The organism is Rhizobium sp. BK289, assembly GCF_014193575.1.
Lineage (GTDB): Bacteria > Pseudomonadota > Alphaproteobacteria > Rhizobiales > Rhizobiaceae > Rhizobium > Rhizobium tropici_C.
This window is the reverse complement of the sequence record NZ_JACHZO010000001.1, coordinates 774,502-791,653: the sequence shown is the minus strand read 5'-3', so window position 1 is coordinate 791,653 and position 17,152 is coordinate 774,502. Positions and strand designations below refer to the sequence as shown.

At 59.6% G+C, this 17,152-nt stretch carries 12 protein-coding genes; 5 read left to right on the top strand and 7 right to left on the bottom strand.

The window, feature by feature from the left end; genetic code table 11:
- The first annotated feature begins 157 nt into the window (after positions 1-157).
- The 4 genes from FHT84_RS03600 (at position 158) to lysA (ending at position 5,228) form a co-directional block, all read left to right on the top strand.
- A complete protein-coding gene (locus FHT84_RS03600) occupies positions 158-1,315 on the top strand; it encodes a GNAT family N-acetyltransferase (RefSeq protein WP_112345109.1) in 1,158 nt (385 codons plus the stop codon).
- A complete protein-coding gene (locus FHT84_RS03595; RefSeq protein ID WP_112345108.1) occupies positions 1,312-2,679 on the top strand; it encodes an MATE family efflux transporter in 1,368 nt (455 codons plus the stop codon). Before FHT84_RS03600 ends, FHT84_RS03595 begins: the two co-directional genes overlap by 4 nt.
- A 15-nt stretch (positions 2,680-2,694) precedes the next feature.
- Positions 2,695-3,876: a PLP-dependent transferase gene (locus FHT84_RS03590; RefSeq protein WP_112345107.1), complete on the top strand. Its 1,182-nt coding sequence runs from the start codon at positions 2,695-2,697 to the stop codon at positions 3,874-3,876.
- A 107-nt stretch (positions 3,877-3,983) separates the two neighbouring features.
- A complete protein-coding gene (gene lysA / locus FHT84_RS03585) occupies positions 3,984-5,228 on the top strand; it encodes a diaminopimelate decarboxylase (RefSeq protein WP_112345106.1) in 1,245 nt (414 codons plus the stop codon).
- Between the two features lie 1,549 nt (positions 5,229-6,777).
- Here lysA and FHT84_RS03580 read toward each other — a convergent pair.
- On the bottom strand, positions 6,778-7,788 hold the full coding sequence (locus FHT84_RS03580) for a zinc-binding alcohol dehydrogenase family protein (protein WP_112345104.1): 1,011 nt from the start codon (positions 7,786-7,788) through the stop codon (positions 6,778-6,780).
- A 147-nt stretch (positions 7,789-7,935) separates the two neighbouring features.
- Positions 7,936-9,072, bottom strand: coding sequence for a mannitol dehydrogenase family protein (locus tag FHT84_RS03575; RefSeq protein WP_112345103.1), 1,137 nt, complete (start codon positions 9,070-9,072; stop codon positions 7,936-7,938).
- Positions 9,073-9,545: 473 nt separating this feature from the next.
- Between FHT84_RS03575 and fba the strand changes: the two genes are divergently transcribed.
- The gene (fba, locus tag FHT84_RS03570) at positions 9,546-10,610 is read left to right on the top strand and encodes a class II fructose-bisphosphate aldolase (protein ID WP_183760826.1); all 1,065 of its coding nucleotides are present in this window, start codon (positions 9,546-9,548) and stop codon (positions 10,608-10,610) included.
- Between the two features lie 9 nt (positions 10,611-10,619).
- On the opposite strand, the gene FHT84_RS03565 is transcribed toward fba, so the two are convergent.
- The 5 genes from FHT84_RS03565 to FHT84_RS03545 all read right to left on the bottom strand — a co-directional run bounded on the left by FHT84_RS03565 (position 10,620) and on the right by FHT84_RS03545 (position 17,131).
- Positions 10,620-12,362: a glycerol-3-phosphate dehydrogenase/oxidase gene (locus FHT84_RS03565; RefSeq protein ID WP_112345101.1), complete on the bottom strand. Its 1,743-nt coding sequence runs from the start codon at positions 12,360-12,362 to the stop codon at positions 10,620-10,622.
- Positions 12,363-12,421: 59 nt separating this feature from the next.
- A complete protein-coding gene (locus tag FHT84_RS03560; RefSeq protein ID WP_112345100.1) occupies positions 12,422-13,951 on the bottom strand; it encodes an FGGY-family carbohydrate kinase in 1,530 nt (509 codons plus the stop codon).
- Between the two features lie 54 nt (positions 13,952-14,005).
- Positions 14,006-14,761 (bottom strand): DeoR/GlpR family DNA-binding transcription regulator, encoded by a 756-nt coding sequence (locus tag FHT84_RS03555; protein ID WP_348628032.1) that lies wholly within the window; start codon positions 14,759-14,761, stop codon positions 14,006-14,008.
- Between the two features lie 268 nt (positions 14,762-15,029).
- Positions 15,030-15,977, bottom strand: coding sequence for a D-ribose ABC transporter substrate-binding protein (locus FHT84_RS03550; RefSeq protein ID WP_112345098.1), 948 nt, complete (start codon positions 15,975-15,977; stop codon positions 15,030-15,032).
- 101 nt (positions 15,978-16,078) lie between these two features.
- Positions 16,079-17,131: an ABC transporter permease gene (locus FHT84_RS03545; RefSeq protein ID WP_112345097.1), complete on the bottom strand. Its 1,053-nt coding sequence runs from the start codon at positions 17,129-17,131 to the stop codon at positions 16,079-16,081.
- Positions 17,132-17,152 lie beyond the last annotated feature (21 nt).

The following is a 17,152-nucleotide window of genomic DNA, read 5'->3' as shown; positions in this document are numbered from 1 at the left end:
CATGACGAACGGCCGATGGCGAAATTCAGAGGAATCTCAAAAAATATTTTCGGAAAATATTTTGAATTCTGTCTGACGCCGTTCGTCACTGCGGAATGAACGCCTGTACGGCTTGCCGCTTTAGAGAGTGTGCGGTTTTCGAAATATGGAGAGAAATATGGATGCTTCCGTGGCATTGAGGGGCGAAAAGGCGGCGGAGCGATCATTTGATTTGCGCCTGCCGGCAGCGGGGTTCGCAAGCCATGCACGCGCTTGTGTTCAGCCCCTCATCGTGTCGCCGGGGCAGCTATCCGGCAGTTTCCGCGTCGAGCAAGATGGCCTTGAGGTCGCCTCGGGCTTTCTCTCGAGGCCCGCCGCCAATCTGTTGGTCTTTGACACCATATCTTCAGCCGCTTCGCCTGCTTCCGGTGAGGATATCATCAACGCCGTCTTGGAAGCTATTCTCATATGCAATCCGCACCTGGTTTGCTTCGAGATCGAGCTTGCGGACGGCGGCCTTGCGAAGCGCCTCACAGAAGCGGGCGCGATCGAGCGTCGCGGCGATCGCTTGATCGTGCGCCCCGAATCTTTCTTTCAGCAGGCAAGACCCTGGATTGGAAGCGGAGCCGCTGCCTATCCGGAAGTACCGGTCCTGACAAACAATGTCCTTCATCCGCAAAGGCCGCCGAAGCCCGTCGGTTCCGTATATAACCGCTTCATTCCCTGGCTGAACACGCAGCTTGGCTTCCATGTCGCCGATGTCGAGGCCGATCTTCCGCATTTCCATCGCTGGATGAACGACCCGAGGGTCGCCGCGATATGGGAAGATAGTGGTGATCTTTCCTATCACCGGGATTTCATCGCGGGCCGCCTTGCCGATCCGCGCACTCTGCCGCTGATCGGAACGTTTGGCGGTGTGCCCTTCGGTTACTTCGAACTCTATTGGGCGAAGGAAGACCGGATCGGACCGCATTACGACGCCGACGGCTATGACCGCGGCTGGCATGTGGCCATCGGCGAGGATGATTTCCGCGGAAAGGCCTTCGTCAGCGCCTGGCTGCCATCGCTGATGCATTACATGTTTCTCGCCGATCCGCGCACCCGGCGCATCGTCGGCGAGCCGATCCATCATCATGCTCAGCAGATCCGCAATCTCGACCGTTCGGGTTTTGCCAAGGTCAAGCACATCCAGTTCCCGCACAAGAAGGCGCTTCTGGTCATGCTTTTGCGCGAACGCTTCTTTATGGATCGGTTGCTGTCGCCCGATCTCACCGGCCTTTCCAGCGAGGATGGCCGGCCTGTTCTGGGTTCGCTGCCGCGAGATGCAGCGCGATGAAGGCAGCCGTCGATATGAACGATCCGCGCATCATGCGGCTCGTTCTGGCGGTCGCTTTGCCGGCGGTGGCGGGATTGGCCGCCAGCGCCGGCCATCATGCGATCAATGCGATCTTTCTCGGCGCGCTGGGACCGGATGTGCTGGCTGGCATCAGCCTGGTCATGCCGCTGTTCCTGCTTGTCGCGGCGGCTGGGCAGGGGCTTGGCATCGGACTTGCCACGCTTTTGGCGCGCCATCTCGGCGAAGGCGATCTGAAAGCCGCTTCCTCGGTTGCCACAACCGCGCTCGCGGCAACGATCCCGCTCGGCATAGCCCTCTCCATACCGATTTATCTCGGGCTGCCCGATTTCGTCGGTGCACTCGGCCCAAGCGACAATCTTCTTGCCCCGGGGCTGGACTATGGGCGGCTGCTCGCCTTCGGCGTAACGCTCGGGCTTTCGCAGGCAGTCTGCGATTTCATCGCGATTGCCGAAGGCAATTCACGCTTCTCGATGATCGTGCTGATTGCCAGCTTCGCCCTGAACGCCGCCCTGGATCCAATTTTCATTTTCCTCTTCAAGCTTGGTGCCTCCGGCGCGGCACTGGCGACCGTCGTTTCGTCCATTGCTGCACTCGCCTGCTATCTTGTCTACTTTGCCCGCAAGTGGGGAACGGTTGGCATCACCGCCGGCCTGATACGTTGGCAGCTGTTGCAGCCGATCGCGAGGATCGGCATTCCCGCCGCCGCCGCCAGCATCATGACCGGCTTTGGTTTTCTCGTCCTGATGCGGGAGGCCGCGGTTCAAGGCGGCGACACGGGTGTGGCCGCGACTGCGATCGCCATCCGCCTGATGACTCTGGGGCAGCTTCCGTTGTTCGGCTTCTGCCTGGGCGCCCAGGGTGTCGTCAGTCATGCCTTTGGCGCGGGCGATGCCGAGCGCCTGAAAGCTGTCATCCGGTTCATGCTGGCTGTGACGATACCGGTCGCATTGCTCTATTCCATCTTGCTGTTCCTGGCGGCGGAACCGATCGCACACCTGTTCACCGATAGTTTGCAGGTCGTCGAAGAGGCAGTGCCGTGGCTGCGAGCACTCTTTCCGGTCTTCCCGCTGGCAGCCTTTCAATCCGTACTGCTGGTGATGCTGCAATCGCGGGGCAGGGCCGGCTTGTCCGCCCTGGTCGGGCTCGCGCCGCAAGGCTATCTGCTAATCCCGCTTCTTCTTCTGCTGCCGCCTTGGATGGGTTTTGACGGTGTTTCCGCAGCACCTGCAGCCGCCGCCATCCTCGCCGCCGTTCTTGGCCTTTTCGTCGCCCGGCGGGAATGGCTCGCCATTCTGCCGGTGGATGTACCAAGCCTCGCCGGCCAATCGACACTTCAACCCTGACCCTAGAGGAATGCCATGAACGAGACGCCGAGATTCGATGCCTACAGACACGCCATTCCAGATGCGCTGATGCCGCCGCGCGACGATCCGTTCGACGCGGCAGTACCGCCGATCTACCAGACGTCGCTCTTTCTGTTCGATAGCTATAAGGAGCTGGAGGACGTGTTCGCCGGCCGTTCGAAGAAGCCGATCTATTCGCGCGGCGACAATCCGACCGTGCGGCTTCTGGAGCGCAAGATCGCCGAGATGGAAGGCGCGGAAGAGGCACGTGCCTTTTCGAGCGGCATGGGTGCAATTGCTGCCGCGGTTCTCGCTTTCGTCGGACCCGGCGACCGTATAGTCACCGTACGGCACGTTTATAGCGATGCCTTCCGCTTCTTCGAAAAGGTCCTGAAGCGCTTCGGCGTCGTCGTCGACTATGTCGACGGCACGGATACCGAGGCGATGATCGCAGCGCTTCGGGGCGCCAAGCTTGCCTATCTTGAAAACCCGACCTCGATGGTTTTCGAGCTGCAGGATCTGACCGCCATCGCGGAGGCGGCGCGCCGTCATGGCGTCGTGACCATGGTCGACAATTCCTGGGCAACGCCGCTCTACCAGAAGCCGCTCTCCGTCGGCATCGATATCGTCATCCACGCCGCCTCGAAATATCTTGGCGGACAGAGCGATACCGTGGCTGGTCTCGTCGTAGGCTCCAAGGTGCATATCGACCGGATCAACAGCGAAATTTACCCCTATACGGGTGCGAAGCTCGCTCCTTTCGAAGCGTGGCTTGTCCTGCGCAATCTCGAGACCCTGCCATTCCGCATGCGCCATCATCACGAAGCCGGTCTGGAGGTGGCATCCTGGCTGCAGGCGCAGGGGGACGTCACCAATGTCATGCATCCGGCACTCGGCGATCATCCCGGAAAGCGCACCTTCAGTGGTTTCGGGGCGTTGTTTTCCTTCGAGGTTTCCGAGCGTATCGACGTTGCCGATTTCGTCGACGCGCTACGCCTTATCCGCATCGGCGTCAGCTGGGGTGGGCCGGAAAGCCTGGTGGTGCCGGCAAAGGCAGCGCTCAGCATTTCGCCGGAGACCAATGTTTTCGCGCGCTTCGGCGTCAGCGACCGCACGATCCGCCTGAATGTCGGGCTGCACGCGGCAAAGGACGTCATTGCCGATCTCGAGCAGGCGCTTTTGGCAACGAGACGCTAGGCGGGCTCTTTACCTTGACATCGCAAGGCTGGTGGAGTGGCACTGCCGCTCCGCCCATATTATTATTCATTGTTGATCTATTCCCGCCCTGACCCGATCGAGACAAGATGACCATCCCTTCCAATGAAACGTTAAGCGCGCTTGCCGCCGAATATGGAACGCCGCTTTGGATCTACGACGCTGCCGCAATTCGCCGACGCATCGCGCAACTCTCCGCTTTTGACGTCATTCGCTTTGCGCAAAAGGCCTGTTCCAACATTCATATCCTGAAGGAAATGCGCAGGGAGGGTGTGCATGTCGATGCCGTCTCGCTCGGCGAGATCGAGCGGGCGATGCGGGCCGGCTTTGCTGCCGGCAGCGCCTCGGGCGCGGCGGAGCTGGTCTTCACCGCCGATGTCTTCGACAGGCCAACCCTTGATCGCGTCGTTGCCGACAAGGTCGAAGTGAATATCGGCTCCATCGACATGCTGCATCAGCTCGGCGAGCGCTCACCGGGCCATAGGGTCTGGCTGCGCATCAATCCCGGTTTCGGACATGGCCATAGCAAGAAGACCAATACCGGTGGCGAAAGCAGCAAGCACGGCATCTGGTTCGAGCAATTGCACGAGGCCGTGGCCCTGACGCGTCAATATTCCCTGACACTGGTCGGCCTGCATATGCATATCGGCTCCGGCGTCGATTACGGGCACCTGCAGCGTGTCTGCGGTGCGATGGTCGGCTTCTGTCGTGCGCTTGATGTCGATATCGAGGCGATCTCGGCCGGCGGTGGTCTTTCCGTGCCCTACAAAGAGGGTGAGGAGGAGATCGATCCCGCTCACTATTTCTCGCTCTGGGATGCGGCCCGCCGAGAGATCGAAACGCATTTCGGCCATCCGATCCGGCTGGAGATCGAGCCCGGGCGCTTCCTGACCGCGGATTCCGGCGTATTGCTGGCGGAAGTGAGGGCGGTGAAGATGATGGGCCGCAATCGCTTCGTGCTTGTTGATGCCGGCTTCAGCGACCTTGCCCGACCGGCCATGTATGGCAGCTATCACGAGATATCGGTGATCCCGGGCAAGGCACCTCGCAATGCTGCAGGCAAAATTTTCCCGACCGTCGTTGCCGGTCCCTTGTGCGAATCCGGCGATGTCTTCACGCAGACGGACACCGGCACGGTCGAGACCCGCGATCTCCCGGAAGCCCATGTCGGCGACTATCTCCTATTCCACGGCGCCGGCGCTTACGGGGCGACAATGTCATCGAACTACAACAGCCGCCTCTATGCACCCGAGGTGCTTATAGACGGCGCTGCCCACCGATTGATCCGTAGGCGGCAGAGGTTGGACGAGCTGTTGATGCTGGAGAAGGTATAGCGAGAGCCATGCCGTTGCCTTTAGGTGCCGTCAGAGGCCGCCTTGCAAGGCAATAGACCATCTTAGCATCCAAAGCTTTGCAAAGCGTCACCCTGCTATCCCCAAAACGGCGTTTAGCCGACGGATTTAATGACGCTTTGCCGCAATTAGATGTTCTTAAATCTGCACCTACCCGATCATGGACAGCGTAAAAAGCGCGAAAATGCTTAAGACGCCGAAGATTGGCAGAAGCGTTAGCATGATGCGACGAGCGAGCATTTTTTCGCGGGCAGTCATGAAGTTGCACTGAAGAGTTCCAACCTGTTTAATTTCTAGGAACATGTGGTCGCGTTCGAGCAAACGTTCGGATCGTCGCGGTTCCCAGCCCTGTCGTGGCCCGCACTGGACCCGCTGTCACCGATTCGACATTTCGAACTACGGATGAAAGCGACTGAATACCGGGCTGGAAGAACTACTTTTGGGTTGGTCCATTTCCTTGTCGCTTGATAGCGACAATGGCGAGCGAAGGTCATCCGACAAGAAACTCTGGTCGTCGGACTTTCTTTTGTGACTGCAGGGGCAATGCCTTGAGTATCTGCTCGCCAAATCGTACTTCAGCAGACTGTCGAAGCGTATGGGTTGCCGAGAAGCTGGCAAGGTGGCTACCGCCGCCACTTGAGAGATTTCAACACTTTATCAGATTGCTTTCGACGCGGGGCCAATCCACAGGATTATAGGCAACAATACGCAGGCGAGTATACGGTTTTTTGGCCTCTCGTATGACGATGTAATGACGGTGAAATTAGGTATTTGTCCCGCCGCCGCTTTTTTTCTAGACCCTTTGAGGCGCACCCCACGGATTCTTCGAGCGGAATGTCAACGGAGAGCTCGCCGAACTCGCCCTCAGGCATCAGTTCGCGCGACTGATCGGCACACTTGGGCTTTGCCGCCAAAAATGCCACCAGATTTTCGTGCGCTATCTCCAGTTCGTCAATCAATACGAGCGTGACGGCCTGTCGCTCGACCGCTGTGGTTTGATCCCATCATAGGTGACAATCCGCCTTCCGGTTGTCTGTTGGTAGCATTTTGCCACTGTAACGGCATCAACCACCGAGACACTTCCAGACGTGACTTGGCCGAAAAGCCTCGAAACTCGAAAATAGAGATCTGGTTTATTGGTCTAATGGATCAGAAAGAGAAGCGGCTTTTTCGAGCTATCATAGCCGATCGAGATGTTTTCAAGCTGATCCACAACGAAAGCCCGTTACACCATGGCGTTTCTTTTGATTCTGCCGTTATGTTCGCGCTCCGCATCGAAGCCATCGCGCACAGGTGCAAAGTCGATATCACTGCCCGCCGTAGCCTATTCAGTGCTTTTTCCTGCTTCAAGCTGAAAAGCTCATCGTCAAAGAGGCTCTTGGTATCGTAAAAAGCGTCCTGAGAGTGTTGATTGTGGACCATCCACCGAGCCAAATGTCATGAAGCGAAGCAGTGCTTTGTTGTCGTGAAACATTGGCGTCAACATCATTACGTCTGGAACGGTGAAAACCAGCCCACCAAGCAGCAGCATTTAGACCTCGATTATGGCCTTGATCACTCCCATCTCAGGCCGCAGCCACTCGTTGAACAACGTCGGCGCATCATCAAGCGAACCCCGATGCGTGTTCAATGCTTTCGTTGGCACCCGGCCGTTTTCCATTTGCTTCACGACCTCGGCGAAATCGTCCGGTTGCGCATTGCGGCTGGCGAAGAGGGTGGTTTCGCGTTTGTGGAATTCCGGGTCGGAGAAGGTTATGTCGTCGCGCACGACGCTGACGAGGACGTAGCGGCCACCGTGGGCGACGAAGCCGAAGCCGCGTTGCATGGCCTTGGTGTTGCCGGTTGCGTCGATGACGACGTCGAAGAAATCGCCGTCGGTGAGGCGTTTTGCATGGGCTTCGGCTTCGTCATTGGCAATGAGTGTCCGATCGGCGCCGAGCGCAGCGGTGGTGAAATCCAATCGGTCTTCGCGGACATCCATGACGGTGACGTCGGCGCCGCGTGCCTTAGCGAAGATGATGGCGGACATGCCGATCGGGCCTGAGCCGACGACGAGCACTCGGTCGGCGGCGGTGATGCCGCCACGCTTGACGCCATGGGCGCCGATCGCCAGGAACTCGATCATCGCAGCCTCCTCCAGCGAGGCCTTGCCGGCGGAGATGACATTCCGCTCGGGAACGCAGAGGAATTCGGTCATGCCGCCATCACGATGTACGCCAAGCACGGCGATGTTTTGGCAGGCATTGGTCACGCCGCGTCGGCAGGCAATGCATTTGCCGCAGGCAAGATAGGGAACGATATAGACATTTTCTCCCTTCTTGAGGCGGCTCGAACCATTTGCATCCTCCACCGTGCCGGATAGCTCATGCCCCATGACGCGCGGATATTCGAGAAAGGGATGCTTGCCCTGATAGATGTGGAAATCCGTGCCGCAAATGCCGACGCGTCTGATGCGCACCAGCACCTCGCCTTCGTCGGGCGTCGGAACATCGCGCTCGATCAGAGTGAGCCGGCCGGGTTCGTTGCAGATCAATGTCTTCATGGTAATGCACTCTCGAAAGGCTGGCGATGCCGGCCGCTGGTGTTAAATGTATGCTTGCCGACTTTCCCAAAACGGCGAGCCGACAGTCCTCGGTTCATTCATCATTGCTTCGCGGCGCCTGCGCCTATTTCGAGCGCTTGCCGCACCCTATGGCGCCGCTTCAATCGGGCTATAGCGGGCGGTGATTTCTTTAAGCACAGGCGCATCCAAGGGCTCGTCTGCCTTGTCCGCCCAGTCCAGGAAGGTGCGAATGCGGCGAGCCACTTTCTCGCCGTGGTGCTGAGCGATGTCGGCGATGCGATGGTCCAGAAAGGGATTGAGGAAGCGGTCGAGCGTTGTTGCCACATAGGCTTTCGCATCATCACCCAGGCCGTTTGCGGCAAAGCCGGGCAGCACTTCGTTCTGATAGAGCGCATCCAGCCTTGCGCGTATTTCCCTGTCGGCCAGTATGGCGCGCACCGTCTCGTCCGCCGGCCGGTTTTCGCGTTGCCAGATTTCGGCAAGGACGGTATGGCCGAGATTGAGGATATGCAGCTTCAGGCGCTCGTAGGGCTCAAGATCGTCGGTCAGCACGATGCTCGGATGATTGCATGGCAGGCGGACGCCCGGGGCGCGCTTGATTGCCCACAGCGCATAGGGTTCGGCAACGGCGCCGATCGGCTCTATCGGTTCGGAAACGATACGGTCGACCAGGGTCTCGGCAAAGGCGACATGCTCGTCGAGCCAGGTGAAGAACTCCGCCGGTAAAGCGTTGAGCTTGGCGCAGTCGATCACCGCCTGCTTCAGGATGCGGCCATTGCCTGTCACCAGCTCGCAGGGAAGAATGACCAGGGGGCGAGCCGATATCTGCCAGCGCTTGACAAGCAGCGCGGCTAGCTTGGCTGGGAAGGAGCGCGGCACCTGACGAGCCGCGCCGAAACCATCTTCCTCCGGCCATGTCTGGTAGCCGGTATCGCCGGTATTGGAGATGACGAATTCGGCTTCCTCGGCAAAGAGCTTCGATAATTCGTCCCAGTGTTCGAGGGCGGAGAGACCATGATCGACGCTGGTCACTTGCACGGTGCGATCGACGGGCTGCCCGCCCTCCATGCCGCGAATGATGACCGGATATCCTTCCGCATTGCCAAAGGCGCCGACGCGGCCGCTGCGGCTGCTGGCGCCGGAAACCTGAACGACGGTGATGGGGCCGACATCCTGGCCTGATTGTCTTGCCTCATGCACGAAGAATGCCGCATGGGCCTGCAGAAACCGGCTGGTGCCGAATTGAATGATCCGCGAGCTCACGCCAGGCTGCTCCTACCTTCGATGTTGATTGATAACGCTGGATGGGAGAGTGCCAATATTCACCAGTCCAGTCAGCGTTTGTTTTTTATCCATAGAAAACAGCTAGGCCATCAGTCGTCAAATGTTTTTTATATCGATAAGCAAATGACGGAACGTCGCCGTTTGAAGTGAGGGCGGCGCAGGCGGAATCCAGTCGCGGCTTGAGTTCGCGGCGGGAGATCGAGTGATCTATCTTCGCGGAATTCGAAATGGGCCGCCATAATCCAAGGCAATTTTCTTATGGAGTCACAAAAAAATGTCATAAAAACTGTGATTTTGTTATTTTTATTTGTTATGAATGCTGGCGCGGCAGGAGCGCTGGTTTGTTAATCCTTGGAGACGAGGTCGGGTATCGACGGCATTCTGTTTCTGTAACCGCTCACCGGCGTTGTCCGCGCGATTTTGACCGCCCATCAGGGCCAGGGGAGAATTGAATGGCACGTATCACCTTAAGGCAATTGCTCGATCACGCCGCTGAAAACGGCTACGGCGTTCCCGCTTTCAATATCAACAATATGGAACAGGCGCTCGCCATCATGGAAGCGGCCGATGGCGTCGATGCGCCGGTGATCATGCAGGCGTCGAGAGGTGCCAGGGCCTATGCCAACGACATCATGCTGAAGCACATAATGGATGCCGTCGTCGAGATCTATCCGCATATTCCCGTTTGCGTGCATCTCGATCACGGCAATGATCCTTCGAGCTGCATGACGGCGATCCAGGCTGGCTTCACGTCGGTGATGATGGATGGTTCGCTGAAGGCGGATGCCAAGACCCCGGCCGATTGGGACTATAATGTCGGCGTGACAAAGACGGTGACTGACATGGCGCATCTCGGTGGCATTTCCGTTGAGGGCGAGCTTGGCGTGCTCGGCTCGCTGGAGACCGGCATGGGCGAGGCTGAAGACGGTCATGGCGCCGAAGGCAAGCTCTCCCACGACCAGTTGCTCACCAACCCGGACGAGGCGGTCAAATTCGTGCGCGAGACCAAGGTCGATGCGCTGGCGATCGCCATGGGAACCTCGCATGGTGCCTATAAGTTCACGCGCAAGCCGGATGGCTCGGTGCTGGCGATGAACGTGATCGAGGAGATCCACCGCAAGCTGCCCAATACGCATCTCGTCATGCATGGTTCCTCCTCGGTTCCTGAGGAGTTGCAGGAGATCATCAACAGATATGGCGGCCGGATGAAGCCGACCTGGGGCGTGCCGGTCGAAGAAATCCAGCGCGGCATCAAGAACGGCGTGCGCAAGATCAACATCGACACCGATGGCCGCATGGCGATGACGGGCCAGATCCGCCGGGTGCTGCAGGAGGATCCAAGCGAGTTCGATCCCCGCAAATATATGAAGCCGGCCATGGCGGCGTTGACGAAGCTCTGCAAGGAGCGGTTCGAGCAGTTCGGAACAGCCGGACACGCCTTGCGCATCCGGCCGTTGACCGTCACCGAGATGGCCAGGCGCTACACGTCCGGCTCACTCGATCCGGTTTTCTCCTGAGCCAGATGATCAGCGCATAGCCGGGCCTGCCGCCCGGCGCACGCTGTCTTCGCTCAGCGTCTGGCCGTGGAATTTCGATAGCGATACAACGACATCGTCGATCTCCTTGGCCAGTCGCTGCGCATCCCACTGCAGGGCGGCTGCGGCGATCGCGCCGATTTCCCGTAAACCCTGGATGGTCAGCAGGCCCTCGATCGCCATGGTCGTGCGGCGGAAGACGATATCTGACAAATGAACGACCATCTCCTGCCGGGCGATCCAATCGATCTCGAGCGCGCTATGACGTTGCGCGCCGCTGATGCGCTGACTGTCGCTATAGGTTGAAGGATAGGCGAGGATTGCCGCTGCCGTCGTGCCGTATCGGCCGAGCAACTCATCCACTCTGCTTGCCTCGGCCCCGGTCTTTGCGGCGACCGATCGGATCCAGCTCGCCCGCTCATTGGAATTGACCGGAAAATCCCGGCCGCCGCCGATCGCAAGACGCTCCGTGGATGTCTTGCGGCCACGCTGAAGGCGTGCCAGCACGATATCGGCCACTTCCTCGGCAAAGCCGCGGAATGTGGTCCATTTGCCGCCGACCAGAGAGATGATGGGGAAGGGACGTCCGGCCTGCGGCTCGAAGACCGGTGCGGAGTGATCGCGGCTGATCAGGCCCGGCGAAGAGGCGTCCGAGGCGGGTAGGGGGCGGATACCGCTATAGCTGTAGGTCACTTGATCGCGGTCGAAGCGAAGGCTCGGAAGCAGCGACCTGACGCTGTCGAGGAAATAATCGATCTCCGGCTCTTCGCAGCGGACATTGTCGGGATCGTCGCAAGGGATGTCGGTCGATCCCACAAGCGCCTGGCCGAGATAGCCGTAGACAAGGCAGATACGGCCGTCATCGGCTTCGAAATAGATCATATGGCCGTTCAGGCTGCGCACCAGCTCCGGATGGTCGAGCAGGATATGCGATCCCTTGGTGCCGCCGATCAGATGGGCCGGTGCGCCGAGAGCGGCGTTGACGTGATCGATCCAGGGGCCTGCGGCATTGACGACGAGCTTCGGCTTGACCGAAAAAGCATAGCCGTCCGCGCGCTGGAAGGTCAGCACGCCATCGGCAGCAGAAACGAGCCGGGTCGAATTTGTCGCCAATGAAGCCTTGTTCGCCTCCAGTCCGTCGTTGACCAACTCATAGACCAGCCGTTCCGGCCGGCTGATCTTGGCGTCGTAATAGATGCCGCCCGCCACGATCTCGGGTGTCACATGCGGCATTTCCTTCAGCGCCCGGCGCTTTAAAAGGAACCGGTGGCGCGGCATGACACGGTTGCGCGAACCGAAGAAGTCATAGAGCGCAAGCCCGATCTTGATAAGCAAGGCACCACGGCTGCGCGGGGCGGTGGCCGAGCCCGTCAGCGTGCGGAGGGCTGCCCAGATGCCGCGTGTCCATGAGAAGATCGGCACGAAGGTCGGCAGTGCTTCGACGCAATGCGGCGCGTTCTTGAGCAGAAGGTTTCGCTCAAGCGCCGATTGCGCAACCAGGCCGAATTCGCCGGTTTCCAGATATTTCAGGCCACCATGGATCAGCCTGGATGGCGCTGCACTCGTTCCCGAGCCGAAATCTGATTTATCGACGATCAGGCAGTTTATGCCCTGCAGCGACAGATCGCGAAACAGGCCGGCACCGTTGACTCCGGCGCCGAGGATGACAACATCGACATCTCCGTCTTGAAGTTGAGAGAAGCGTTGTTTCAGATCGGCGGCCATATCGGTCATAACATCATTGTCCTGGTGAACTGCCGCGACAGATGCTGCCTGCGCGGTGCAATTTAGGTTTAGCCTTGGGAGTGCTGGGTTGCGAGATTGCCGATCCGCGGCCAGAGCGGTGTCATTGCTTCGGCGATGTCGCGAAAAAGCTCGTAACGGATACGATAATCGGCGCTACGGGCCGGGTCCGGGTGATAGGTCCTGGCGATTTTGCCGACATCGCGCGGATCGCTCTGCGGGGTAGCGTAGACACCGATACCGGCGCCGGCGCAAAGGGCAGCACCCCAGGCCGCAGCTTCATCGGTTTCCGTCACGGTGACGGGCATGGCGAAAATGTCGGCGAACATCTGTACGACCATCGGATTGCGTGACACGCCGCCCGCCAATCTTGCCTGATCGAAGGAAAAACCGTCACTTAAGGCATCGACGTGAATCTTGTGGTTGAAGGCGATGCCTTCGAGAACCGCTCGCAGCATGTCGCCGCGATCATGCCAGCCACCAAGTCCGAAGAAACTGGCGCTGGCATCGGCACCAAAGGGCGAGCCGAAGAGATAGGGGTGGAAGAGCGCGCTCGACGGCCGGTTGAACGCTGCCTCGATCTCGGGGCCGAGCACGGCGTGGATCGACTGGCCCGCTGCCTCGGCGCTTGCAATTTCGCTGGCACAGAGCTTGTCCAGGAACCATTCATAATTCGCCGATGACGCGGGCGAAATCGACATGTTGTTCCATTGCCCCGGCGCGATGGCGTTCCGGCAGAACCAGCGGCCGTCGACGCGCGGTTCTGAGGAAAGCGTTTCGTTGATCGAATAGGTGCCGGCTATGACGGCGACGACGCCGGCTGCGTAGCCGCCGGCCCCAAGCGCAGAGGCGGTGACATCATGCAGGCCGGCAACGACAGGCGTGCCTTCGGCAAGGCCCGTCCGCTTCGCGACGGCTTCGGTCACGTATCCTACAATTTCGTCGGATCGCGAGACAGGCGGCAAGGCGCCCGTCACCTCGGCAACGCCGAAGAGCTTCAGCGCATCCGGGGAATAATCCTGTGTCGAGACATTGGTGAAGGAGGTGCTTGCTTCGGTACGGTCGGTACCGGCAACGCCAGTCAGGCAAAAGCGGAGCCAGTCCTTGCAGCTTAGAATATGTCCTATCGCTGCGAATCGCTCAGGCTCATTGGCCCTGATACAGGCAAGCAGCGCCGATGGCGCCGAGACGTGTGGCATCTGGCCTGTGAGTGTCAGGGCTTCGTCGGCGAGCGGGCTTTTCAGCCATTGTTCCACGATTGATCCGGCGCGGCTGTCGAGAGAGAGGATGGCGCGTCCGAGCGGCTTTCTTGTCTTGTCCAGCAGATAGATGCCATCGCCATGAGCGGTGGCGGCAATCGCCTGAATATCGCTGGCAGGACGGTTGCTGAGCTTGATCGCCTCGGCAATGGCGTCGGCCGTCCGGGCCCAGAGTTCGTCCATGTCGCGTTCGACATGGCGGGCTTTCGGCATGAACTGGGTTACGCGGCGGCGGGCGACTGCAAGCGGCGTTCCATCGACGTCGAAGATGACGGCCTTGGTGACGGTCAAGCCGCTGTCAATTCCGAGCAGACTCGGCATTCTCGATACTCCTGATCGTGAACGATCCCTGGGCCGGCGGCATGGGCCGGATCGTCAGGATCGCTTCTCGTCGCCTTTGGCGACGACCACATTGATGTTCTTGTTGCGCATGCGCTCCAGGTGCGGGGCGGGTGTCTTCTCGTCGACGATGACGACATCGAATTCACTCAGATGTGCGAAACTATGCAGCGCCCGCCGTTCGAATTTCGTATGATCCATTAGCAAGATGCGCTTGGCGGCGCTGTCGAACATTGCGCGCTTGATATCGACGATCTCGGGTGACTGATGGAAAACGACATCGTCGATGATGGCTGACATCGAGATGAAGGTGACATCGGCTCGCAAACGATTGATCTCGTTGATCGTCATGCGGCCCATGAAGGCGTTGCACCAATTATAATATTGCCCCCCGAGCGCCAGAAGCGTCACGTCATGCATGTCCTTCAGGGCGTTCATCAGTGTCAGCGAATTGGTGATCGCCGTCAGCGGCACCTTGGTGGGCAGCAACGAAGCCATCTGCAGGACAGTGGTGGAATCGTCGAGAAAGACCGCCTGACCGGGCTCGATGAATTGCATTGCGGCAGCCGCGATCATCTTTTTTTCGCTGGCCTGCCGATTGGCGCGGTAGACGTCGCTGGATTCGATGAGGCTGGTGGCAGCGGCGGAAACGATGCCGCGCGTCTTTCGAAAAAGGCCCCGGCTGACCAGCTCGTCGACATCGCGATGCGCCGTCATCAGGCTGATGCCGAAGCGCTCGGTCAGATCCTCGATCCGCATGGAGCCTTCCGCCATCACGGCTTCGGCGATCATCTGGCGCCGGGCGATCTGACGGGAATGCCGGCTGTCGCTCGGCAGTTCATCTTGCAGGAATGATACGGGGCTTGTCTTATCTGTCACGTCGGCCTCTAGCGCTGAGCCTTGCGGATGTTCCTTGCCGCAGCGAATGCCATGCTATGGGAAAAGGCATAAAAAGCAATTCGCTGCTGGCAATTCTGCAAGTCCTGCCTGATGTTCTGGCAGAGTGTCGCCGATGGCGGTCAAAGGGTGGGAGCGCCGGCTTCCAGCGCCCCCGATCGCATTATTCGGACAGAACGAAGGGTGCCGTGTACTTGTCGACATTGTCCTTGGTGATCAGGATGCAGTCGAAGAGTTGCTTTTCGCTGGTGGCACCGGTCTTGCCGGTCTTGATGAAGCTATCGGCCTGCTTGACGGCTTCTGCCGAGAAAGTGGCGACCGGCTGCAGGACGGTGTACTGCAATTCACCGGCCTTGATGGCGGCAACAGCATCAGGCGAGCCGTCGAAGCCGCCGACCTTGACGTTGGCGAGCTTGCCGGCTTCCTTGAGTGCGGCAATCGCGCCGAGTGCCATTTCGTCATTGCCGGAGATTACGCCGGTGATGTCCGGATGCGCCTGCAGGATCGACTGCATCTTGTTGTGGCCCTGGGTGCGGTCCCAGTTGGCAACTTCCTTGGCAACCTTCTTCAGGTCGGGATACTGGGTCAGAACGGTTTCGTAGCCGTTCGAGCGGGTTGCGGCGTTGTTGTCCGAAGGAGCGCCGAAGAGTTCGGCGTAATTGCCCTTGTCGCCAACGGCTTCGACCCACTGCTGAGCGCCGATAGCGGCACCCTGGGCATTGTTGGAGACGAGCTGAGCCTTGGCGAGGCCTTCCTGGTTGATTTCAGCGTTGACCAGGAAAACCGGGATGCCGGCCGCAACGGCCTTCTTGACCGCGCCGACGGAGCCGTCGGCATTGGCGGGATCGAGAATGATGGCAACCGACTTGTTGGTGATTGCCGTATCGATCAGGTTGCTCTCGGTGTTGGTATCGCCCTTGTGAGCGCTAACCGTTGCCGTATAGCCGAGCTTTTCGGCGGTCGCCTTGGCGACATTGCCTTCCGTCAGCCAGTAGGGATTGGATGGATCGTTGACGATGACCGTCATCTGGCCGGCAGCCCATGCTGCTCCCGTCAGAAGCGGTGCCACGGCAACTGCTGCCATGACGGTACGCAAAGCTTTTTTGAACATTAGTCTCTCTCCCTTTTGATGAGCTCTGGTGATGCCGGCGAACCGGCGGTTCTCTCCCCGATCGGCACTCTTCACCGATCGGTGACAAGTTCGTGCGGGCGTCAGCCGGACTTGGTCCGGCGTCCGTACTGGATGCTGTTCATGAGCACGGCGAGCACGATGACCGCGCCGGTAAAGACTGTCTGCCAATAGGCCGACACGCCGATGATGACGAGGCCATCGGACAGGAAGCCGATGACGAAGGCGCCGAGCATGGTGCCGCGCACCGTGCCACGGCCGCCCGTCAAGGCGGCACCGCCGATGACGACGGCGGCGATCGCCGTCAGTTCGTAGGTGGTGCCGGCGGTTGGGCCGGCGGACGTCAGCTGCGAGGACAGGACAAGGCCGGCGATGGCCGCGCAGACGCCCGACAGGACATAGACGATGATCTTGACACGCTTGACCGGAACGCCGGAAAGATCGGCGGCGCGCTCATTGCCGCCGGAAGCGTAGAGCCAGCGGCCGAAGGCGGTGCGGCTGAGAACGAGACCGCAGATGATCGCAAGCACGGCAAGCACGATGACGCCGATCGGGATGCCGGCGAGGCGGTTGAAGCCAAGCCAGTCGAAGCCGGTATTGCCGAGTTCGGGACGGCCGCCGAGATTGTTGTAGGTGAGGCCGTTGGTCATCAGCAGTGCGATGCCGCGGGCGACATAGAGCACGCCGAGCGACGCGACGAAGGCCGGGACGCGCAGGTAAGCAATGAGCACGCCGTTGACGGCGCCGACCACCGCGCCTAGCGCGCAGGTCAGCACGACGACGGCCCAAACCGGGGGATAGAGAATGACGCCGAAACTAGACAGCGTGACACCTTGCATCAGGAAACCGGCGATACAGCCGGCAAGACCAAGGGTCGAGCCGACCGAAAGGTCGATGCCGCCGTTGAGGATGACGAGCAGCATGCCGATGGCGAGGATGCCGAAGATCGCGACATGTGAGGCCATCGTCAGGAAATTGCTGAGCGAGAAGTAATAGGGCGACAGGAAGGAGAAGACCGCGATGATGACGATCAGCGCGAAGAAGGCGCGCCCTTCCAGGATCAGCCGCACGAGACTGAAATTCCGCCGCTGTCCGTTCGAAATTGGTTTCTTTTCTGTGATGTTCGTGACTGACATAATCAGTGCTCCATGAATGCG